Source organism: Massilimicrobiota sp. An80 (assembly GCF_002159255.1).
In the GTDB taxonomy this organism is placed as follows: domain Bacteria; phylum Bacillota_I; class Bacilli_A; order Erysipelotrichales; family Coprobacillaceae; genus Allocoprobacillus; species Allocoprobacillus merdigallinarum.
This window is the reverse complement of sequence record NZ_NFHI01000007.1, coordinates 27,995-50,996: the sequence shown is the minus strand read 5'-3', so window position 1 is coordinate 50,996 and position 23,002 is coordinate 27,995. Positions and strand designations below refer to the sequence as shown.

Annotated in this window: 21 protein-coding genes, 1 riboswitch and 1 other annotated feature; of the genes, 19 read left to right on the top strand and 2 right to left on the bottom strand. The window is 33.3% G+C overall.

Going from position 1 to position 23,002, the window contains the following annotated elements; genetic code table 11:
* Positions 1-57 precede the first annotated feature (57 nt).
* On the bottom strand, positions 58-1,860 hold the full coding sequence (gene glmS, locus B5G32_RS03395; protein ID WP_087935855.1) for a glutamine--fructose-6-phosphate transaminase (isomerizing): 1,803 nt from the start codon (positions 1,858-1,860) through the stop codon (positions 58-60).
* 370 nt (positions 1,861-2,230) lie between these two features.
* Between glmS and B5G32_RS03390 the strand changes: the two genes are divergently transcribed.
* From B5G32_RS03390 to B5G32_RS03375, 4 genes are all read left to right on the top strand, one after another.
* Positions 2,231-2,752: a hypothetical protein gene (locus B5G32_RS03390; protein WP_087243164.1), complete on the top strand. Its 522-nt coding sequence runs from the start codon at positions 2,231-2,233 to the stop codon at positions 2,750-2,752.
* 40 nt (positions 2,753-2,792) lie between these two features.
* Positions 2,793-3,488, top strand: coding sequence for an AzlC family ABC transporter permease (locus B5G32_RS03385; protein WP_087935854.1), 696 nt, complete (start codon positions 2,793-2,795; stop codon positions 3,486-3,488).
* The gene (locus tag B5G32_RS03380; RefSeq protein ID WP_087243166.1) at positions 3,488-3,799 is read left to right on the top strand and encodes an AzlD domain-containing protein; all 312 of its coding nucleotides are present in this window, start codon (positions 3,488-3,490) and stop codon (positions 3,797-3,799) included. Before B5G32_RS03385 ends, B5G32_RS03380 begins: the two co-directional genes overlap by 1 nt.
* Before the next feature lie 151 nt (positions 3,800-3,950).
* A complete protein-coding gene (locus tag B5G32_RS03375; protein WP_087935853.1) occupies positions 3,951-8,327 on the top strand; it encodes an MSCRAMM family protein in 4,377 nt (1,458 codons plus the stop codon).
* Positions 8,328-8,388: 61 nt separating this feature from the next.
* Here the strand turns inward: B5G32_RS03375 and B5G32_RS03370 are convergent, their stop codons facing one another.
* Positions 8,389-9,579, bottom strand: a complete 1,191-nt coding sequence (locus B5G32_RS03370; RefSeq protein WP_087935852.1) for an acetate/propionate family kinase — start codon at positions 9,577-9,579, stop codon at positions 8,389-8,391.
* A gap of 110 nt (positions 9,580-9,689) precedes the next feature.
* Positions 9,690-9,789, top strand: a riboswitch (TPP riboswitch).
* A gap of 66 nt (positions 9,790-9,855) precedes the next feature.
* Here B5G32_RS03370 and B5G32_RS03365 point away from each other — a divergent pair.
* From B5G32_RS03365 to B5G32_RS03295, 15 genes are all read left to right on the top strand, one after another.
* On the top strand, positions 9,856-10,404 hold the full coding sequence (locus B5G32_RS03365; protein WP_158093962.1) for an energy-coupled thiamine transporter ThiT: 549 nt from the start codon (positions 9,856-9,858) through the stop codon (positions 10,402-10,404).
* A gap of 108 nt (positions 10,405-10,512) precedes the next feature.
* On the top strand, positions 10,513-11,076 hold the full coding sequence (locus tag B5G32_RS03360; protein ID WP_087243171.1) for a DUF402 domain-containing protein: 564 nt from the start codon (positions 10,513-10,515) through the stop codon (positions 11,074-11,076).
* Between the two features lie 7 nt (positions 11,077-11,083).
* Positions 11,084-11,512, top strand: a complete 429-nt coding sequence (gene tsaE / locus B5G32_RS03355; RefSeq protein ID WP_239386182.1) for a tRNA (adenosine(37)-N6)-threonylcarbamoyltransferase complex ATPase subunit type 1 TsaE — start codon at positions 11,084-11,086, stop codon at positions 11,510-11,512.
* Positions 11,497-12,102: a tRNA (adenosine(37)-N6)-threonylcarbamoyltransferase complex dimerization subunit type 1 TsaB gene (tsaB, locus tag B5G32_RS03350; protein ID WP_087243172.1), complete on the top strand. Its 606-nt coding sequence runs from the start codon at positions 11,497-11,499 to the stop codon at positions 12,100-12,102. Before tsaE ends, tsaB begins: the two co-directional genes overlap by 16 nt.
* Positions 12,093-12,542 carry a ribosomal protein S18-alanine N-acetyltransferase gene (rimI, locus tag B5G32_RS03345; RefSeq protein WP_087935851.1) on the top strand — a complete coding sequence of 150 codons (450 nt, stop codon included), beginning with the start codon at positions 12,093-12,095 and terminating at the stop codon, positions 12,540-12,542. Before tsaB ends, rimI begins: the two co-directional genes overlap by 10 nt.
* Positions 12,539-13,549 carry a tRNA (adenosine(37)-N6)-threonylcarbamoyltransferase complex transferase subunit TsaD gene (gene tsaD / locus B5G32_RS03340; protein WP_087935850.1) on the top strand — a complete coding sequence of 337 codons (1,011 nt, stop codon included), beginning with the start codon at positions 12,539-12,541 and terminating at the stop codon, positions 13,547-13,549. Before rimI ends, tsaD begins: the two co-directional genes overlap by 4 nt.
* Positions 13,549-14,187: a redox-sensing transcriptional repressor Rex gene (locus B5G32_RS03335; protein ID WP_087297153.1), complete on the top strand. Its 639-nt coding sequence runs from the start codon at positions 13,549-13,551 to the stop codon at positions 14,185-14,187. The genes tsaD and B5G32_RS03335 overlap by 1 nt, the downstream gene beginning before the upstream one ends.
* A 38-nt stretch (positions 14,188-14,225) precedes the next feature.
* Positions 14,226-14,438 (top strand) — a binding site (T-box leader).
* Positions 14,439-14,474: 36 nt separating this feature from the next.
* Positions 14,475-15,860 (top strand): asparagine--tRNA ligase, encoded by a 1,386-nt coding sequence (asnS, locus tag B5G32_RS03330; protein ID WP_087305249.1) that lies wholly within the window; start codon positions 14,475-14,477, stop codon positions 15,858-15,860.
* A gap of 83 nt (positions 15,861-15,943) precedes the next feature.
* Entirely contained in the window at positions 15,944-17,425 is a 1,482-nt protein-coding gene (locus B5G32_RS03325; protein WP_087935849.1) for a metallophosphoesterase family protein, read from the top strand.
* A complete protein-coding gene (locus B5G32_RS03320; RefSeq protein WP_087935848.1) occupies positions 17,397-18,791 on the top strand; it encodes a D-2-hydroxyacid dehydrogenase in 1,395 nt (464 codons plus the stop codon). The genes B5G32_RS03325 and B5G32_RS03320 overlap by 29 nt, the downstream gene beginning before the upstream one ends.
* Before the next feature lie 144 nt (positions 18,792-18,935).
* Positions 18,936-19,751 (top strand): folate family ECF transporter S component, encoded by an 816-nt coding sequence (locus tag B5G32_RS03315; RefSeq protein ID WP_087243179.1) that lies wholly within the window; start codon positions 18,936-18,938, stop codon positions 19,749-19,751.
* A 202-nt stretch (positions 19,752-19,953) separates the two neighbouring features.
* On the top strand, positions 19,954-20,397 hold the full coding sequence (spoVAC, locus tag B5G32_RS03310; RefSeq protein ID WP_087243180.1) for a stage V sporulation protein AC: 444 nt from the start codon (positions 19,954-19,956) through the stop codon (positions 20,395-20,397).
* Complete coding sequence (spoVAD, locus tag B5G32_RS03305; RefSeq protein ID WP_087243181.1) at positions 20,375-21,382, top strand: stage V sporulation protein AD; 1,008 nt, start codon at positions 20,375-20,377, stop codon at positions 21,380-21,382. The genes spoVAC and spoVAD overlap by 23 nt, the downstream gene beginning before the upstream one ends.
* Positions 21,379-21,729, top strand: coding sequence for a stage V sporulation protein AE (spoVAE, locus tag B5G32_RS03300; protein ID WP_087243182.1), 351 nt, complete (start codon positions 21,379-21,381; stop codon positions 21,727-21,729). Before spoVAD ends, spoVAE begins: the two co-directional genes overlap by 4 nt.
* Complete coding sequence (locus B5G32_RS03295) at positions 21,726-22,997, top strand: spore germination protein (protein WP_087935847.1); 1,272 nt, start codon at positions 21,726-21,728, stop codon at positions 22,995-22,997. The genes spoVAE and B5G32_RS03295 overlap by 4 nt, the downstream gene beginning before the upstream one ends.
* The last annotated feature ends 5 nt before the right edge of the window (positions 22,998-23,002 follow it).

The window sequence follows — 23,002 nt, the reverse complement described above, 5'->3', positions numbered from 1 at the left end:
ATGAACCTTTGTTATGAGGATGTCCAAATAACAAGGTTCATTTGAATCTGATGTTTTTTATTCGACAGTTACAGATTTTGCAAGATTACGTGGTTTATCAACATCACAACCTTTAATGCATGCTGTGTAGTAGGCAATAAGCTGTAAAGGAACAGCAACCAATATTGTCTGAAGAGTAGGGTCAATATCAGGAAGTTCATATACGTTTTGAACATTTTTCACTTCCATATTTTGAGTTGTCAGTAATATAACACGTGCTCCTCTGGCCATTGTTTCTTGAATATTGCTGATTGTTTTTTGTGCAATATGTGGTTGAGTAGCTACTGCAATAACAACAGAATCGTTTTCTATTAAAGCAATAGGACCATGTTTTAATTCACCGGCTACATAAGCATCAGCATGGACATATGACACTTCTTTTAATTTTAAAGCACCTTCTAAGACACTGGCATAATCTAAATTTCTACCAATAAAGTAGGCATCATGTTGATTTTCCAACATTTTTGCATACTGGGCAAAAAGATTTTCATCCTTTAAAATAGTATCTACATGTTGAGGAATAGACATTAATTGTTGAATAACTTCTTTGTTGATGTCCTTGCCAAGCTGTTGAGCAATATAATAAGCTAACAGAATCAATAAAACCAATTGTGTTGTATAAGCCTTCGTTGATGCTACCGCAATCTCAGGACCTGCACATGTATATAAAACATAGTCACTATCACGAGAAATTGTACTTCCTAATACATTTGCAATAGCAATTGTTGTTGCCTTTTTTTCTTTTGCCAGACGTAAAGCGGCTAAAGTATCGGCTGTTTCTCCAGATTGAGAAACAAAGATTGCTAAAGTCTTTTCATCTACAAAAGGATCATCATAACGAAATTCACTGGCAACTTCGCTTAAAACAGGAATGTCTAATACTTTTTTAAGAATATGAGCACCACACATAGATGCATGATAAGCTGTTCCACAAGCAACCAGATAGATTTTATTAAACTGAGAAAAATCAATATCTTTTAATTCATCTAAAATAATGTGATTGTGATTGATACGACCTCTTAATGTTTCAGCAATGACATGAGGCTGTTCATGAATTTCTTTCAACATAAAAGTATCATAACCATCTTTTTTAGCTGCTTCTAAATCATAAGGAATAGTTGTTGTTTGTTTTTCAATCGGATGTCCGTGTTGATCATAAAATGAAATATGATCAGTTGATAAAACAGCCATTTCATAATCTTCTAAAAAATAAACTTCTTTTGTATATTCTAATAAGGCTGGGATATCACTAGCACCAACATAACCATCTTTTGTTTTCCCAATAATTAAAGGGCTGTCCTTTTTTGCAACAATGATGTGTTCTGGTTCTAATGTTGAAAGAATACACAAAGCATAGCTTCCTTTGATTTGAGCCAATACTTTTTGTGTTGCTTCTAATAGATTGCCATCATAAAGACTATCAAGAAGTTGAACAACAACTTCACTATCTGTATCAGATTGAAACTGATATCCTTTTTTTAATAATTCATCTTTTAATTCACGATAATTTTCAATAATCCCATTATGCACTAAAGCAATTGTTTCATCCTGATTGGTATGAGGATGAGAATTAAGATTAGAAGGAACACCATGAGTTGCCCATCTTGTATGTCCAATCCCCACATGTCCACTTAGATGCTGATTTTTTAGTTTGTTTTCTAAATTTTCTAATCGTCCTTTACATTTGACAGTGATAAGCTGATTGTTTTCAAGTGTTGTGACACCTGCACTGTCATAACCACGATACTCCAATTTAGATAAACCTTGCATTAAAAAAGGCAAAGCTTCACCTTTTCCACAATAAGCAGTAATTCCACACATAAAAAATTTCCTCCATCAATTTCATTTTTTATTATTGAATGAAGTGATGCCTAATGATATTTGTTTAATGATCACTCATTAGTTTTGCTCATTGTTCAGGTAGCATCATACCTCCAGATCATCCGCCGAATCTTTCGATAAATCTGGTCCTCGTCAACTTTATATGTATAAAGTCCTGGCGCTTTTCTTTTGTAACTTCATCAATAATAGATATTATTATACATGAAACATCATCGAATAGTTTTCATATTTTAAAAATGTTTCCATTATAATATATGAAATATAAAAATTTGATGTGAAATAAAAAAAGTTTGTTTAAAAAAAAGAAAAATGAGAAAAATATGCGTATATATATAATAGGAGGGTTATTATGAGTATACGTAATAATTTACTGGAAATGAATAAATCATTAAAAAAACTAGAAGAATCCGGTGTTTATGATGTAGAAAAATATAGCTATGCATTATTACATCAGACCAGTCAGTTAGAGTATTTTTACTGTCATTTGGTTAAGGATGGCGACTGTAATCAGACGTTCTATCATGTACATAAAAGACCACATATTCATGAATTGGCATATTTCAATATTGGACGAGGCTTCCCTAAAGAACTTATGGATGGACATTGGTGCTATGTTTTAAAAGATATGGGATATAAAATGCTTGTTGTTCCATGTACATCTATCAAAAAAGATTCAACCCCTGCTAATCCTATATTTGAAAAGGATATTAAAATAAAAACAGATACACATATAACACATTGTCGTATTCAATTGAGTGATATTCGTTCCGTTGATATCCAAAGATTAGATTTAAGAAAATCTTTTTATCAGGTATTAACATCAAGAGAAGACATTATCGAATTTATTGAAAAAAATTTGTTTGATAAGTAATTTTGATTCATGTATCATAGGAATATATGGAGGGGATTTGATGGAGGAATTTTTAAGAGGCTGTAGAAGATCTCTGCCGATTGCTTTGGGGTATTTTCCAGTTTCTTTTTCTTTTGGGGTTTTTGTTGCTTCAAGTGGTTTACCATTTGGTTTAGCAACATTGATTTCATTGACTAATTTAACATCATCGGGGCAATTTGCAGGAGTATCTTTGATGCTGGCTCAAGCTTCGTATATGGAAACTGCATTAACATTATTGATGATTAATGCAAGATATTTTTTAATGTCTTTATCTTTAAGTCAAAAGATTGATCAAAAGATGTCAACGCTGGAAAGAATGGTGATTTCTTTTGGAATTACTGATGAAACATTTAGTTTGGCATCTTTAGAACATGGAACATTATCTTTTTCTTTTATGGCAGGATTTATTTTGGTACCTATTATTGGATGGACGAGTGGTACACTTGTTGGTGAAACGCTGACAAATATTTTGCCACCTGTTTTACAAGATGCAATGGGGCTGGCTTTATATGGCATGTTTTTAGCGATTATTGTTCCAGCATCTGCCAAATCACGTGCTATATTAGAAGTTGTAGTCATAGCAGCAATTCTTTCAACAATCATGTATGAAGTGCCTTTGTTTCAAGGATTATCTAGTGGATTTCAATTGATTGTGGCTACAATACTGGGAGCTTTCTATGGGGCTTTACGTTACCCTATTGAGGAGAATGTCTAATGTCAAGCTATTTATTACTGACTGTTTTTGTGATGGCCGTTATGACTTATTTGCCAAGAATGTTGCCACTGACGTTTTTTAAAAAAGAAATCCACTCACGTTTTATACGTTCGCTTTTATATTATGTGCCTTATGCTGTTTTATCGGCATTGACATTTCCAAGCATTCTATATGCAACTGGACATATGGGCAGTGCTTTGGTTGGAGGACTGGCGGGTATTTACTTCGCTTATCGTCAAAAAGGCCTGGTTTTTGTTGCCTGTGTGACCGTTATATGCAGTTTCATTGCGCACATACTGATTCCATTTTAGATGGAATTTTTTTATTGATTCATGATATTTTATGGTGATGAAAAATAAGGAAGATGTTTTAAGACGGGATGATGACCTGTCTTTTTTGATATGTAAAAGGAGGTGATGTGTACGAAAACGATTATGTTTAGCTAAAAAGGAGGGAAAAAAGATGGATAAACATAAGCATTTTATAAAATTAAAGAAAGTCATACTTTTGATGTTGTCGTGTATTTTTATGTTGAACATAGGTGAAGTTTATGGAGCTTCATATGAGATGAATACTTATAATTATCTGGCAGGTGTCACCACAAAAGCTGGATCCAAACTAAATGATGGAACTGTTTTGGAGGCCAGTTCATATGATGAAGGTGTGACGGTTCTTCTGACGACAAATGGACAGTATTTTTATTGTCTAGAGAATGGAAAGGCTGTTCATGATGGAACACAGTATACGCCTACTGACACAATTGAGCTTATTGAAGAAGCTCAAAAGAACAAATATTTAAGTTCGTCAGAAAAGGAAAAGCTTATTAGTCGAGTGCTAAGTCTAGCACCAACAAAGATCAATGTTTCATATCATACAAATGGATCATTAAAAGCAGTGAATGGAAATGCCTATCAGTGGTATGCAGCACAAATTATTGTATGGGAAATCATGGTTGGTGAAAGAAATGCAGATGGTAGTTATCGAGGTGTGACAACCAGTGGTGCGACTTCTGTTTATAATTCTTTGAATTGGTCTAACTCTACGACAAAGTCCAATGTCAAAACATACTATGATTCTTATAGTCAGATTTTAAAGACATGGGGGCAGATTCCTAGTTTTGCATCAAAGAGTGAAAATCTTGCGAAAACATATGAAATGACTGCATTTGATGGCAATCATTATTATATGGAAATGAATGATCAAAATCAGGTTCTTGAAAGATATGATTTTAAGGCCAACGGGCTTTCGTTTGTTAAAAATGGGAATGTTTTAAAAGTCACAGCGAATGCTTCATTTGATGATACGAAAACAGTATCTGGAATCAATAGTCTTGATCTCAATAAAAGACAGCTGCTTTGTTTAGACAGTTCTGAAAGATATCAGAAAGTCGCGATTGCAGGAGAATTGGATGAAGCTATGCCAAGTGCTTTCTTTAAGATTAAGATTGGAGCATCTGCTTTAAAGATTACTAAAAAAGATAATAAGGGTAATAATATTGCTGATGTACAGTTTCAAATTTCTTATCATGCAGACATGAGTCAAAGTCTAGGTACATATACAACTGGAAAAGATGGAACAGTTACGATTGACAAACTGCAACCAACAACCATTTATATACAGGAAATCAAGGTTCCAGATCATCTTGTCTTGGATTCAACAGTCCATTCAGTAGAGTTAAAAGCTGGTCAAACAGCTTCGTTTACGCAAACGAATAACTGGAAACAGGGTTATATTCAGGTTGTGAAAAAGGACAAAAAAACAGGTGAAGTTGTCAAAAAAATAAGTACAAAGTTTGAGGTCTTAAGTGGAAATCAGGTAGTTGCGACAATATCTACAAATAGTGAAGGTGTTGCTAAAACAGGATTACTTGATTATGGAACATATACGATTCGTGAAAAAGAAGCACCACAGAACTATGTCATTGCGACACTTGAAAAGAATCAGAGCGTGACTGAAAATGGTAAGACTTATGCCATTGAAATCTATAATGAACCAGTTCTAGGGAAAATTGAATTAGAGAAACAGGATAAAGAAACTGGGAATATCTCTCAAGGTGATGCAACCTTAAAAGAGGCTGAATATGTTTTAAAAGCCAATCAAGATATATTGAATCCATCTGATGGAACTGTGCTTTATAAGAAAGATGAAATCATCTCTCAAAAGACAGTTGGAAATGGTGTCTGGGGTGATACAGGAACAAAGAAAACAAATGATCAGGCAAAAATTTCATGGTCTAATTTACCGATGGGTGTCTATCGAGTAGAAGAAACAAGGCCAAGTGTTGGATATTTATTAGATGGGCTTCAGATAGTGACATTGACATCTTCAAATTCGAATCAGCAGGTTGTCACACAAAGTGTTGTTTCTAAAGAACAAGTCATTAAAGGAAAACTTGAAGTTGCCAAAATGGGAACTGATGGATCAAGTGGCATTACACAAGGATTGGCAGGTGTAGAATTTACTATCAAGCTTTACTCAGATGTTCAAAAGAATGGATGGGATCAGGCAAGAACTTATGATGTTCTTGTGACAGATTCAACGGGACGAGATACATCTATTGATCTGCCTTATGGTATTTATCAAATAAAGGAAACAAAAACACCAGAAAATTATTATCCTGCTGGTGATTTTTTTATTACCATTAATGAAGATCAGGAAATTGAATATAGAATGGTCAACAACGCACCATTTCAGGCATGGTTAAAAATTGTGAAAAGAGATAAAGATGGACAGAAAGTGGCTTTATCTCATGCGACATTTAAGTTAAAAGATAGCGAAGGAAATGATGTCAAACAAAAAGTTGGCATGGTTTATAAAGATGAATGGGCAACAGATGAAAATGGATATGTTGTGCTGGATGATATGGTCAAATCAGGAACATATACAATCGAAGAATTGAGAAATCCTGAAGGATTCCTTATTGGAGATGATATTCAAGTGAATATTACAGCAGATAATGATGAAATCTATTTTGATGAGGACAATCAACCTGTCATTGAAGTTTCATTTATCAATGAAAAACCAACAGGACATTTGCTTCTTCATAAAGAATTTGAAAGAGAGGAAGATACAGCTGTTGGAGGAGCACAGTTTAAAGTCACTGCTGATAGTGATATTATAGATCCAGCAACAGGAAAGATGATTTACAAAAAAGGTGATCCTGTCATTATGGGGAATTCAACTGATGGTATTTATATGATTAATGAAAGTGGAAAACTGGAATTAAAAGATTTACCACTTGGAACAACGGGTGCCAGATACAAGGTTGAAGAGATTTCAACGATAGATGGATATGTTCTTTTGGATGAACCAGTCATTTTTGAATTTGATATCAAAGACAATACGACAAAAGAATATATAGTGGAAAAGACAATAAAGAATAAGCTAACAGAAACATATTTCTCTAAACAGGATTTAAACGGAACAGAACTCAAAGGTGGAGAATATTCTGTCATTGATGCTAAAAGTGGAGAAATTATTGATCAATGGACAAGTGATGGAAGAGGTCATCTCGTTAAAGGACTTGTCATTGGAAAGGATTATATCTATCGTGAAGATTTGACACCCCTTGGATATACTTATGCCAAAGATGTGAAGTTTACAATGTCAAAAAACAAACAGACAATTGTCATGAAAGATACACAGGTGGATGTCAATAAATTAGATGCAGATGGTAACGCTGTTCAAGGAGCGACTCTTCAGATTGTCAGTGATAAGACCAAAAATATTGTTGACCAATGGGTAACTGACGGAAGTGTTCATCACGCTGAAGGACTTATTGTTGGTCAAACATATATCCTTCGAGAAATCAAAACACCAGATGGATTTGCGATGGCTAATGAAATACAGTTTACTGTGAAAGAGAATGAGAATATGAATTTATCTATGATAGATAAGAAAGTCATTTTCTCAAAAGAGGATGCAGGTGGACAGGAAATTGAAGGTGCATCTATGCAGGTCATTGATAAAGAAACAGAAGAAATTGTTGATGAATGGATTTCTACAAAGGATAGTCATACTATAAATAATCTTATAGTAGGTAAGACTTATATTCTTCATGAAGATTTAGCACCAATTGGCAAGAATCTGGCGCAGGATATTGAGTTTACTGTCACTGATGATCAACAGAATCAGCATATCACAATGATTGATACAACAGTTGGTATTCAAAAGAAAGATGAATTAGGAAATAATGTCAAAGGTGCGACATTACAGATTGTGTCTAATAAAACAAAAAACATCATTGATCAATGGACAACAGATGGATCAGTTCATTATGCGCAAGGATTGAAGGTAGGGGAAACTTATACAATTGTTGAAGTCAAAACACCAGAGGGATATGAAACATCTCCGTCCGTGACTTTGACTGTTGATGGAAAACAGGATATGTCACTGACAATGACAGATCATCGTATTATCACTGATATTTTGATCAATAAGGTTGATAGTCAAACACATAAGAACATTGTTCATAATGATTTTGAGTTTACAATTTATTTAGATGAAAAATGTCAAAAGCCATTCAAAACATTAAAGGCTGATACAACAAAAGGGATTGTCACTTTTGAAAATTTAGAGTATGGTCAAACAGTTTATGTCAAAGAAACAAAAGCGCCAAAGGGTTATCAGTTATCTGATGAAGTTGTTAAGATTGTCGTTGATGACCAGCTTGAAGGAATTGGAAAGGTGCATAGTTTTCAGTATGAAAATGAAAAGATTCCAGTTGTCGTTGTGAAAACAGGAGATACGACGCACATGTTTTATTATCTGATATTAGCTGGAGGATGTTTGATTTTCATTATAAAGCTTTGTAGAACTCAAAAAGAAACAGATAGGTAAAGAAAAAGATGCAGGGATTTTGATCCATGCATCTTCTTTTCTTTTATATTGTTTTTTTATTTTATAGATTTAATAAACGTTTTGTATCTCTGGCAATCACAAGTTCTTCATTTGTAGGAATGACATAAACTTTGATTTTTGATTCAGGTTTAGAAATTAAACGTTCACCTTCACCATTTTCATTAGCATCATCATCAATAACAATACCTAATGCTTCACTTACTAATGATAGAATTTCTTTTCTAGCATAAGCAGAGTTTTCTCCAATACCAGCTGTAAAGGCAATTGCATCACATCCACCTAAAGCAATAAAATATCTACCAATGTATGCAATAACTCTTCTAAAGAAAATGTCAATAGCTAACTTAGCTCTTTCGTTTCCTTCATTAGCAGCATTTAATACATCTCTAAAGTCACTTGATACACCTGATACACCAAGTAATCCAGATTCTTTATTTAACATATGAATGACATCTTTCATATCCATACCAACTTGTTCAATCAAGTAATCAATGATAGAAGGATCCAAATCTCCACTACGAGTTCCCATCATAATTCCAGCTAATGGTGTAAATCCCATAGATGTATTAATAGATTTTCCATCTTTGACAGCTGTTAAAGAACCACCAGCTCCTAAGTGAGCAACAATGATTTTAGAATGTTCAGGGTTACCTAGTTTTTCAATAACTTTCTGTGATACATAATAATGTGAAGTCCCATGTGCACCATATTTTCTCACTTTATAATCAGTATAGAAACGATATGGAATTGGGTAAATATAACATCTTGGTTCAAGTGTCTGATGGAAAGCAGTATCAAATACAGCAACAGCACCAGCATTTGGAATAGCTTCCTTAAAAGCATAATATCCTGTTAAGTGAGCAGGGTTATGTAAAGGTGCTAATGATTTTAATTCATCAATCTTGCTGACAACGTCTTCATCGATAATAGCAGATTCTTTAAAATAAGAACCTCCTTGTACAACTCTATGTCCTACACCTTTAATGTCTTCCAATGAAGACACGATATTTTTTTCTAATAATGTATCTAATAATAAATGAACAGCTTCTTTATGTGTTGGAATAGGTAAAGTACGAACATCTTTTTCACCATTGAATTTAATTGTAAAAATAGAATCTTCTAAACCAATTCTTTCAATAACACCAGAAGTAATGACTGTTTCATCATCCATCTCAAATAATTGAAATTTGAGTGATGAACTACCAGCATTCACTGCAATAATTTTTGCCATTTTTCTTATCCTCCCTTAATTCCCTTTTATTATAGCATTTATTTATAAAAAAACTAGGAAAAAATGTTTTGTAAAAAATATTTGTATTTTTTCTAAAAAAGAATATAATAGATATGAGCCAGGGGCGCATTTGCTGAGAAAGGTTTTCACCTTGTCCCTTATGATCTGAACTGGGTAATGCCAGCGTAGAGAGTGCAAATAATGATTTTTGTGACTTTTTTACGTGGGTAGAAAAGTCTTTTTTATTTGTTGGCTTCAATGAAAGGGGATCGAATTATGAAAAAAATTTTAAAAGTTGATTTCACAGTCAAAAGTATGTGTCAGCTTGCAATGTTTATGGCTATTACACTGATTTTGAGCTATGTGAATGAAATTATTCCTTCTTTACCACAGGGAGGAACAATCTCTGTTGATGTCATTGCCATCATGTTATGTGGTTATTTAATGGGAGCTGGATATGGTGTCATTTGTGGAATAGGGGTATCTATTTTACAGTTTGTCTTAGGTTTAGCAACTTACTATGGACCATGGTCAGTTTTACTTGATTATGTATTACCACTTGCAGTATGTGGATTAACACCTTTGATGAAAACACAAAAAATTGGAAACCTTCCTATTTGCTGGGGTATTGTTTTTGTCATGTTTTTAAAATACTTATCTCATTTTGCTTCAGGCGCTTTCTTGTTTGCAAGTTATGCACCAGAAGGTATGAATCCAATTGTTTATTCATTAGGATATAATATTATCTATGTTGCACCAACACTTATATTATGTATGATTGTTGTTCCATTGTTATATCCTCGTTTAAAAAGAGCGTTTATGTAATCTCTCAGTATTGAGAGATTTTTTTACTATATAGAAAATAGTAAATTTGCTTTAAAAAAGAGTATAACTTGTGTATAATATTTCTGTTATAGAAAGAGGTTATTGATTATGAATAAGACATTTGTTGGTCAAAATATCCTTATTCATTGTTATAAACATGATGGAAGCATTCATCGCTGTTGGGATAAAGGACTTGTTTTAGAAGAAACACCATATCATTTTATTGTGGTGAATAATAGAACGCTTGTTACGGAATCAGATGGACGTAAATGGTATACAAGAGAACCAGCTATTTGTTATTTCCCTAAGCGAAAATGGTATAATGTCATTTGTATGATTCGTAAAACAGGGGTGCATTTTTATTGTAATATTGCATCACCAACATTGTATGATGGAGAAGCTTTAAAATACATTGATTATGATTTAGATTTAAAGGTTTTTCCAGATTATAAATATAAAATATTAGATGAAGAAGAATACCAGCAACATAAAATGATGATGAATTATGGTCAAGAACTAGATGAGATATTATATCAGCAGCTAGATCAGCTGATTGAGATGGCTATGAATATGGCAGGACCTTTTAGACCTGGTTTTGCACAACATTGGTATCATTATTATCAAAGTGGAAATTATAAAAAAAGGAGAGATCATCGTGGATTTTCAAAATGAACAAGATATGATTGATTTTGGAGAAGAACTTGCTAAACACTTATTTCCTAATGCTGTGATTACATTAGAAGGAAATTTAGGTGTTGGTAAAACAACATTTACAAAAGGAATTGGAAAAGGTCTAGGTGTTAAAAAGATTATTAATTCACCAACTTTTACGATTGTGAAGGAATATCAGGGAAGATGGCCTTTATATCATTTTGATGCTTATCGTTTAGAAGGTGAAAATGAAGAATTAGGATTTGAAGAAATGTTTGAAAATGATGGTGTTTGTGTTATTGAATGGCCAATGTATATTCAAGATATATTACCTCAAGAAAGATTAGAAATACATATGACAAAAAATAGTGATCAGACACGTCGAATGACATTTGTACCTTATGGAGAAAAATATCAGCAATTATTGGAGGAGATGAAAATATGTTACAGCTTATAATGGATACATCGAATCAATATTTAATGGTTGCTTTATATGAAGATGATCAATGCTTGTCATCTCTTCAGGAAATGGGGTCTAAACGTCAATCAGAAAATGCAATTCCCTATCTTCAAAAATTATTAGAAAAACATCAAAAGGAATTACTGGATATTGATGAAATGGTCATTACATTAGGACCTGGTTCTTATACGGGAGAAAGAGTTGCTTTAACAATAGCAAAAACATTAAGTGTTATTTCTTCAGTACATATCAAAGCTATTTCTTCTTTAGCAGCTTATGCAGGTTTACAAAAATGTGTATCTGTGATTGATGCACGTAGTCAAAAAGTTTTTGTCTGTGCCTATGAAAATGGACAGGCAGTTATTCCAGAACAAATGATAGATATTCAACAGTTTCCACAATTTATGCAAGATTATAGTGATTTTCAAGTTGTTGGACAAAATGAAGTTGTGGGGTATGAACCTAATACGGTTGATTTGGCTAAAAATTTACATGAATTAGCCAAGCAGACATCAATAGTGCAAAATGTTGATGCTTTAGTACCACGTTATCTTAAAGATGTTGAGGCTAAAAAAATATGCTTATAGAAGCTTTACAGTCAAAAGAAATTGAGACGCTCGTGCAGTTAGAACACACTTTAATGACATCACCTTGGTCAAAAGAAGATTTTGAATACGAATTGTTAGAAAATCCATTTGCACATATTTTTGTTTTAAAAAAAGAAATGGAAATCATTGGATATGTTGATCTTTGGGTGATGTATGAGCAGGCACAAATTGCATCCATTGGGATAAAAAAAGAAGAACAATCTCAAGGTTATGGACAAAAGCTTTTAGAATTTGCTTTATCTTATGCCAGGGATGCAGGTGTAAACACGATGAGTTTAGAAGTACGAAAATCTAATCAAAAAGCGATTGCGCTTTATCAAAAAAATGGATTTGATATTCAATCCATACGTCGAGATTATTATCAGGATAATCATGAAGATGCTTATTTAATGACAAAAGAAATGGAGGGAAAAGCATGAGTCTTATTTTAGCTATTGAATCAAGTTGCGATGAAATGGCAGTGGCGATTTTAAAGGATAAACGTGAACTCTTATGCAATGTTGTCGCATCACAAATTGATACACATCGTATGTTTGGTGGAGTTGTTCCAGAAATTGCCAGTCGTATGCACGTAGAATGTGTATCGACTGTCTTAAAGACAGCCTTAAATGAAGCCCAAATCAATATGCAGGATATAGATGCCATTGCCGTTACCAAAGGGCCTGGACTGGTAGGATCTTTACATGTTGGGATGCAGGCTGCCAAAACATTGGCATTAGCTTATCATAAACCATTAATTGGTGTTCATCATATTGCTGGACATATTTATGCTAATGAACTTGTCGAAGACATTCAATATCCATGTTTGTGTCTGGTTGTCAGTGGTGGGCATAGTGAACTCGTTTATATGAAACATGAATTTTCATTTGAAGTCATTGGTCAGACTTTAGATGATGCGATTGGAGAAGCTTACGATAAGGTTGGACGTGTATTACATTTGCCTTATCCAGGAGGACCAGTTATTGATCATATGGCCAAAGAAGGAAAACATACTTATGCTTTGCCATTACCCATGAATGATGAAAGCTATAATTTTTCTTTTAGTGGTTTAAAATCAGCAGTGATTAATCTTTGTCATAATGCATCACAGCGTGGTGAAGAGATTATTCCTCAAGATTTAGCATGTTCTTTTCAGGAAGTTGCTGTTGATGTTCTGGCTTCTAAAACAATCAAAGCGGCTCAGGATTATCATGTTAAACAGATTATCGTGGCTGGGGGAGTCAGTGCAAATCAGGGATTAAGACAAGCGTTGACAAAGCGTAGTGAGATACCTGTTTTATTTCCACCAATGCGTTATTGCACAGATAATGCAGCTATGATTGCTTCGGCAGCACGTGTGATGTTTGAACATCAGAAATTTTCATCACTTGACTTAATGGTCAAACCGTCATATGATTTAGAAGAGGAAAGTCTTGGTGAATCTTAATGGAAAAAAAACAGCATAAAATTTCAAAAGCAACAATGTCACGTTTTCCCGTTTATTTAAAGGCATTGCGTAATATGCAACATGAAGGGCAAAACAACTTTTTATCAAGTGAATTATCTGAAGCAACAGGAATCTTGGATACAACCATTCGTCGTGATTTTAGTTTTTTGACACACAAAGAAACATTAGGTAAACGTGGTATCGGATATGATACAAAGGAAATTATTAATATTCTTAATAATGTTCTTGGTTTAGGGTTAGATGAATCTATTATTTTGATTGGCGTTGGTAACTTAGGAAGTGCCATCTTAAAATATAATCGCTGGCAATATACAGTTGGAAAAATTGTGTGTGGTTATGATTTGGATCAAAATAAAGTTGGAGAACGCTTTGGTGTTAAACTTTATCATATTGATGATTTAGAAAAAACATTTCCTCAAGGCTGCAAGATTGCGATATTGGCTATTAGTGAAAATGTTCAGGAAACAGTCGATCGTTTAATGGATTTAGGCATTAAAGGAATTGTAGATTTTACGCATACACATTTTACAGTTCATAGTGATGTTGTTGTACAGACAGTCGATGTTGTTGTGGCTATTCAGGAATTGATTTTAAAAATGCATGTCAATGATGAATAAAGTATTGAAATTTTGTGAGAAAGATGTTAATAATAGATGTACAGGTAATGATTTGAGAACGTATTATAGTGAAGTTTGATAGCGACTTTTGGATGGTGTAAGCAAAAGAAACTGTTATAATATGGAACACTCAATGAACCGGATAGGAGAAATGTAAGTAGACTATCCCGCTAAACAGCGTTATGGTAAGAGAGCATATTCATGATGAATATGAATGAGGATGGTACCGCGATATTATAGTCGTTCCTTTTAGGAACGGCTTTTTTTATAAAAAGGAGGAGAGAGTCATGTTTGAATTTATGACAGTCAGAGAATTGTATGAAATGGTTTTATCTGGGGAAGATTTTGAAACTGAAGGTTTAGAATATGTTGAATTAGATGGATGGGTACGTACAAATCGTGATAATGGAAAAGTTGGTTTTATAGCTTTAAACGATGGAACATATTTTAGAAACTGCCAGATTGTATATTTACAGGAAACTTTATCAAATTATGATGATATCAAACATATCAGTACGGGAAGTGCTATTCGTGTTTTAGGAAAATTAAAACTCACACCTGAAGCTAAGCAACCTTTTGAAATTGAAGCAACACAAGTTGTTGTAGAAGGTGCATGTGATGAAGATTTTCCACTTCAAAAGAAAAGACATTCTTTTGAATATATGAGAGAAATTCCTCATCTTCGTCCACGTGCCAATACATTTTACGCTATTTTTAGATTAAGAAGTGTTTTATCAATGGCTATTCATGAATTTTTCCAGTCACAAGGTTTTGTTTATGTGCATACACCAATTATTACAAGTAATGATGGTGAAGGTGCTGGAGAAATGTTTAGAGCAACAACCATTGATAATACTGAATTTGATAAAGATTTCTTTGGTAAAGAAGCATTTTTAACCGTAACAGGACAATTACATGTCGAAGCATTCTGTATGGCTTTTAGAGATGTTTATACATTTGGACCAGCTTTTAGAGCTGAAAATTCAAATACATCACGTCATGCCAGTGAATTCTGGATGATTGAACCAGAAATTGCTTTTGCTGATCTAGAAGATGATATGGATTTAATTGAAGATATGGTGAAATACTGTATTGACTATGTTTTAGAAAATGCACCTGAAGAAATGAAATTCTTTGAACAGATGATTGATAAAGAATGTATTCAAAGAATTACTCATGTCAGAAATAGTGAATTTAAACGTATGACATATACAGAAGCTATTGATATTTTAAAACAGGCCGATGTTAAGTTTGAAAATAAAGTTGAATGGGGTATGGATCTCAATAGTGAACATGAACGCTATATCTGTGAAAACATTGTAGGTGGACCAGTGTTCTTAACAGATTATCCAAAAGAAATTAAAGCTTTCTATATGCGTTTAAATGATGATGGCAAGACTGTTGCAGCATGTGATTTGCTGGTGCCAGGAATTGGGGAATTAGTTGGTGGAAGTCAGCGTGAAGAAAGATATGAAGTTCTAGAAAAAATCATGGATGAAAAACAAATGTCTAAAGAAGGACTTCAATGGTATATGGATTTAAGAAGATTTGGTGGATGTAAACATGCTGGATTTGGACTAGGATTTGACCGTTTCTTAATGTATTTGACAGGTATGCAAAACATTAGAGATGTTGAACCATTCCCAAGAACACCAAGAAACTTAAAATTCTAAAAATATAACGGGATTCCCGTTATATTTTTTCATATTCAATTATTTCAATTTGTAGTATAATAAAATTATGAGGTGAAAAGACAGTGAATGAAATCTTCTTTATCAATACCTTTTTTAATATTATTTATCGTAATGAATCAGCATATATGCGTGATTTATTGATGTCATATGACTATATACAAAGTTTTGTTCAATGGCTTTGCCAACGCCATATTTCGTGTGATGTTTTATCTTCTATCACAAGGGATGATTATGCATTGTTGTCACGTTTTATGAAAGCTGAAGATGTGGATCATATTTTGCATAAGCCTTTTTCTAGTGAAATGGAAACAATGGCTCAAACATATCAGGAAGCGATTCACATTGTTTATGTGCCTGGATTTGATGAATCTTCTTTTCAAATGACATCTTTTCCTGAATACGAGAATATTTATTTCTATGCTATTTCAGAACATTTTCAACGTGATAATTTATCTTTCTTTGATCCTTTTCCAGCCTTTTTCTGTGCTTTAAATCATGCTGATATGTGGCCAGGATGTTTAATTTTTAAAGGACAACAGGCGGTATTTGCGCCGATACATAATCAAAAAGATTTCTTGCAGTTAACATCCTATATTGAAAATCAAGTTTGCTTATTTGATGTTTATAATCAGTATCAGGATGATGCCTATTTCATTCAATTGAGTGATTTGCATCTCGGTAAAGATAAACGTCAAAAGGGGCTGGAGCGTCTTTATGCTTCATTGGATGAACTGATTCCAAGATTACCTTCTTTATGGGCAGTTAATATTTTGATAACAGGTGATTTGATGGAATCTCCTAATCGTAAAAATATGTATTTAGCCAATGATTTTATGAATAGTCTTAAAAAGCGTTATAAGGCGAATGTGACTTTTATTTTAGGAAATCATGATGTGATTGTTCATGGCTTTAATTTTGCTAGAAATCAAAAAAGTAAAGTAATTGCTTATCTGCTTGGTGAAAATGTTAAAGTTTTAGAACAGGAAAAAATCGTTATTATTAAAATGGATACAACAAGTGAAGGAAACTTAGCAAGAGGAAAAGTAGGAAAAAGACAACTTGATGAAATAGATGATGAATTGTCAGCTATTGATCATTTAGAAGAATATACATTATTAGTGATGTTGCATCACCATGTTTATCCCATTAATAAAGCAGAGTTTATTAAAACCAAATGGCATGAAAAAACATTTATCAATCGTATTATAGAAACTTCAAAAGTTTTGGTTGATGCACCATTATTAATTGATTGGCTAAAAAAACGACATATTCATTATGTGTTTCATGGCCATAAGCATTTACCTTTTTTTAAAAAAGAAGATGATTGTTATTATATTGGAGCAGGAAGTGCTACGGGTGGCTTAAAAGAAAGTCGTAGCCGTTATATTTCCTATAATGTGATGAAATATAATATTCATGAACAGAAAATGAAAATCTGTATGATTTTTTATGATGATAAAGCTAAGGCTGAAAGACAAAGAGTAGAAGTTTATTTATTTGAGGGAGGAAATAATCATGAAATTAGTAGATCGCATGAAAGATGAAGAATTAGGAACAGCTATACTGTATAATTTTACAAAAGGGTATGGAAAACCTGTGCCATTAGAATTGTATGATGTTGTTTTACCACTTCTTTATCATGATTTTATAAGAGAACATGTTTTAACATATACGTCATTACAGGAGTGTATCTATCAATGTATACAAAATGAAAAACATTTTAAACAACATCTTTTAGAAAAAATTGAAGATGATAAAACAATGACATCTAAAGCTTTAGGTGTTGCGATGATTCAGCATATTTTAAAATTTGAAATTGTAGATACTGTGATGTGTGGGGTAGCTTTACCAACTGATATTTTAGATTTAAATGAAGCTATCTGGCTTGGAAAACTTTTCCAGGATGTTTCACTAGAAGATTTTATGACATTATTAAAACAGGAAGATACACATATTGTTGTTTTACAAAGTGCTTCTGTTGGAAAAGATGTTGATTTGTCAAAAATTGCTTCTTTAGGACAAGTGACCATGTATGAAGATACAAAACCTTCAGAAATTAAAGGTCGTATTTTAGGTGCTGATATTGTGATTACAAATAAAAATGAAATGACAAAGGAAGTGCTGGAAGGTTTAAAACATTTGAAATTAATCTGTTTATTTGCGACAGGAACGAATAATGTTGATTTAGAATATTGTCGTGATCATGGCATTAAGGTCGCTAATGTGAAAGATTATTCGACTAAGACAGTTGCTCAACATACGTTAGCTTTATTGATGCATTTGGTAGAGAAAAATGTGACATATGATCATTTTGTTAAATCAAAAGCATATTGTCAAAGTCAGTGTTTTAGTTATTTTGATGATGTTTTCCATGATGTTGCTTCTATGACTTGGGGGATTGTTGGATTAGGTCATATAGGTCGCCAAGTCGCAGGTATCGCAAAGGCTATGGGTGCTAAAGTTCAATATTATTCGACAAGTGGTCAAAATGCAACCAGCGATTATCAGCAGGTTGACTTTGATACTTTGTTAAAGACATCAGATATTATTAGTATTCATGCACCATTAAATGAAAAGACACATTATTTATTTAATGAAGAAGCTTTAAGAAAAATGAAACCAACGGCATATCTCATCAATGTTGGACGTGGTGGCATTATAGAAGAAAAAGCTTTAGTGAAAGTCTTGAATGAAGGACATTTAGTGGGAGTTGGCTTAGATGTCTTTGAACATGAACCATTATTAGAAGATGATGTGCTTTATTCTATTCAAGATATGAATAAGGTTATCTTCACACCACATATTGCCTGGGGTTCTATTGAAGCAAGACAAAGATGCGTAGATGAAGTTTATAAAAATATACTTGCCTTCTTAAAAGGAGAAGAAAGAAATATTGTCAATAATGAATAAATCGTGTATGATAGAAAAAAATAAAAAAAGAAGGAGGAGTCTACGTCAGTAGCAAAGCATGTACGGTCTTATGATCGGAATTAACGCCTGTGGACTAGAAATGAGGATGAAGCAGGAAAATTTTGTTATATGTAGCATGATGTTATGGAACAAATTATTATTGCAATCATTATTATTGCACTCGGTTTTTATGTATTTAAGTTTTATCCTTTTGAAAAAGGAAATGTCATGAAATTAGTGATAGCAGCTATTTTTATTATCTTAACAGCAATCTGTAAAAGATTGGCTATTATGATCCCATTGTTTGGAGCTGAAAGTCTTAAAATTGGATTTGAATATATTCCCTTGATGTTAGCGGGGTATTTCTTATCACCAAGTTATGCCTTTATTGTTGGTTTGTGTAGCGATGTGATTGGTTTGATTTTAGTACCTACAGGATTTCCATTCTTTGGATTTACCTTAGGAACAATTCTTGTCAGTGTCATTCCGTCATTGATTCATGAACATTCAAAAAATATCAGCCCACAAAATGTTTTACGCATTGTAATTGGACTGATTTTGGTTTTAGGTATTGGGGCTTCCATTTATATTGGACAGCTTGATTCAGTGAATATTTCTGAAACAGTGTATCATCTTCAATCACAAGATAAAATCACACTGATAAGTATTTGTCTGTTGTTATCATTAATATTTATGATAGTGATTGCATTTTTAAAACGTAAAATTAATGCACAGGAAGCCAAAACCTTTTCAACATGGGTTTTATGTGTTGTCCTTACGGAATTGGTTGTCACTTTATGTTTAACACCATTATGGTTAGATATGATGTATCAGATTCCTTGGACAATCTCACTATGTATAAGAGTTGTTAAGGAATGTGCAGTTTTACCAATTGAAATTTTTATCGGTTATATTCTGATTCCTATTTTAAATAGAATATGGGTACGTTTAGAAAAATGACAACAAGAATTAAGATTCTTGTTGTTTTTTGATTTCATGCCCATCTTCATCAACTTCAATCACTTCAAAAAAGTATTCAAAGATACGCGTTAAAAGTTTTTTCATGATTCATCATTTCCTTTCAAGAAGAGTATATGTACAACAAAAAAAATCATGTTTGAAAAGTCAAAAAATGTAAACACTATGTAAGAGGTGATGAAAAATGGATCGTAAAGAATATGATCAGTTGGCTGAATCTTTGAAACCAACTGGACATAAGATGAAAAATGCGTTTTATGCATTTTTGTATGGAGGTGTCATTGGTGCTATTGCACAAGGTGTTTTAGAGTTTTTTATGAATGTTTATCATGTTAAACAAGAAGATGCAACACCTATGATGATTATTACATTAGTTTTTATAAGCTGTTTGTTAACGGGATTAGGTATTTATGATAAATTGGCTCAAAAGGCAGGAGCAGGGACATTTATTCCCATTACTGGTTTTGCTAATAGTATGACATCATGTGCTTTAGATAGTCAAAGTGAAGGATTGATTATGGGGATTGGCAGCAATATGTTTAAGCTAGGAGGAACTGTCATTACATATGGCATTGTCAGTTCAGCACTGCTGGGAGTGATTCGTTATGTCATTACACTTTTTGGGTAATTCGGTGACTTTAGAAAATGTCTATATTGCTTCTTCAGGGACAGTCTGTGGACCATTGGAATATTTAGGACCATTAGGAAGTTGTTTTGATAAAAGTTTACAGGATTATCATTATGGTGAAAAATCATTTGAAAAAGCTGAACGTAAAATGTTGAGGGATGCCTTGGATATTTGTTTGAAAAGAGAAAAACTGAAATATAAAGATATTGATTTATATTTAGGAAGTGACTTGTTAAATCAGATTACATCTGTCAACTATCTGGCAAGAGAACTGCCTCAACCCTTTGTTGGATTATATGGCGCATGTTCAGGTTTTGCCTTGTCCATGGCGATGGCTGGCTTGTTAATAGATGCTGGTTATGTAGACAAAATTGTGACAATGGTATCAAGTCATAATGCAACGGCTGAAAGACAATACCGTTATCCTGTTGAATATGGTGTCCAAAAAAAAGACACAACAACCTTTACAGCGACCGGAGCTGTGTCCACTTTATTAACCAATCAGCCACAGTCTGTAAGAGTTGAAGCTATCACATTAGGACGTGTCATAGATTACTCGCAGAATGATGCTAATGATATGGGACGTGCCATGGCACCAGCGGCTTTTGATACTCTCATGAATCATTTTCAGGATTTAAAACGCACTTTTCATGATTATGATTTGGTTGTGACAGGGGATTTATCTATGTATGGTCATCAGATTTTAAAAGAAATGCTGCAACGTCATAAAATGGATGTTGTGCGATATAACGATTGTGGATGCATGTTATATGATTTATCTTCACAGCCTGTTTTTCAAGGTGGCAGTGGCTGTGCCTGTAGTGCTTTGGTGACAATGGGTTCATTATATCCACAGCTTAAAGACAAAAAATTAAAACGTGTGCTAGTTGTTTCAACAGGAGCCTTATTATCACCAATGATGAGTGCGCAAAAAGAAAGTATTCCATGCATTGCTCATGCCATCAGTCTGGAGGCGATAGAATGAATTATATCATGGCTTTTTTGTTTAGTGGTTTTGTTTGTCTGATAGCTCAGCTTATTTATGATCATAGTCGTTTGACACCGGGTCATATTACCAGTTTATTTGTTGTTTTAGGTTCGTTTTTAGATCTTTTCCATATTTATGATCTTCTGGTTGATATTTTTCATGCAGGAGCATTAATACCTATTACCAGTTTTGGACATTCTTTAATGCATGGAGCCATGGCAGCTACCAAAGAGTATGGTGTTTTTGGTATTGCAATGGGAATGTTTGATTTAACAGCTGCTGGAATTAGTGCAGCCATTCTCTTTGGATTCCTTGTGGCTATTCTTTTTAAACCGAAATCATGAATAATTCTTATGATTTGAAACATCGTATTTTAAATTTTAAAGGAAGACTGGTTCATCTTTATTTTTTAGCCAGTTTATCTAACGATGTTTTGATTTCACGACTGGTAGAAGGTATTGAAAATAGAGAAGGAAAAGATTTAGAAAACTGTATCAACATGGGAGATGTTGAAATCGTTTCTACAAATCAGATTCAAAAAATTCAAAGAGCTGTTCTTGGTGGTAATAGTGCCTTATTTGATGGTGAAATCACCTATTTAATGGATACCAAAAATTTTCCAAATCGTGCTATTCAAGAACCAGAAACAGAAAAAAGTGTCCGTGGAGCTAAAGATGGCTTTAATGAGTCTATCTTAAATAATACAGGGTTGATTCGTCGTCGTATGCGTTCACCTGAATTATGTTTTCATTTAACAACAATGGGAACACAAAATCCCATTGATATTGCCGTGGCTTATCTGGAAGATAAAGTTGATAGACAAGTCTTACAACAACTTTTAACTCGTATTTCTCAAGTTCAAACTCAAGAATTTATCATGACTGATCGTGCTATTGAAGAAGTTTTATTGAATCAGGGATATAACCCTTTTCCTTTAGTGCGATATAGTGAAAGACCTGATATTGTCGCAACCCATATTCAACATGGTTATATTGCGATTATATGTGATACATCTTCTTCTATAGTGATGTTGCCAACAACTCTTTTTGAAATCTTAGAACATGTTGAAGAACATCGTCAGACACCATTGATTGGGACATTTATACGATTCATACGTATGACTGCAGTCTTTTTATCTATATATCTTGTTCCTATTTTTGCTTTAAGTTCATCCTTTTTACAATGGGATTATTCCTTTTTTATACAGATTCTCATTATGGAATTATCTATTGAACTCTTACGTATTGCGACTGTTCATACGCCACAATCATTGTCTAATGCGATGGGATTGATTGCAGCTATCTTACTTGGAGAATTTGCTATTCAGCTTGGCTTTTTTTCAGAAGATATTTTGATGTTTTGTGCAATTGGAACCGTGGGTGGTTTTGCAACCCCTAATTATGAATTATCATTGACCAATAAATATATCAAAATCATGATGATTATCGCCGTTATGTTATTGAATATATATGGATTTATTCTATTTAATCTGATTTTTTGGATCAGTTTAGCACGTATCAAAACCTTTGGCGTTTCTTATTTATATCCCTTGTATCCTTTCCATGGTAAAGAATTATTACGCTTTTTTATTAGACAACCTAAAAAAGATTAATATCT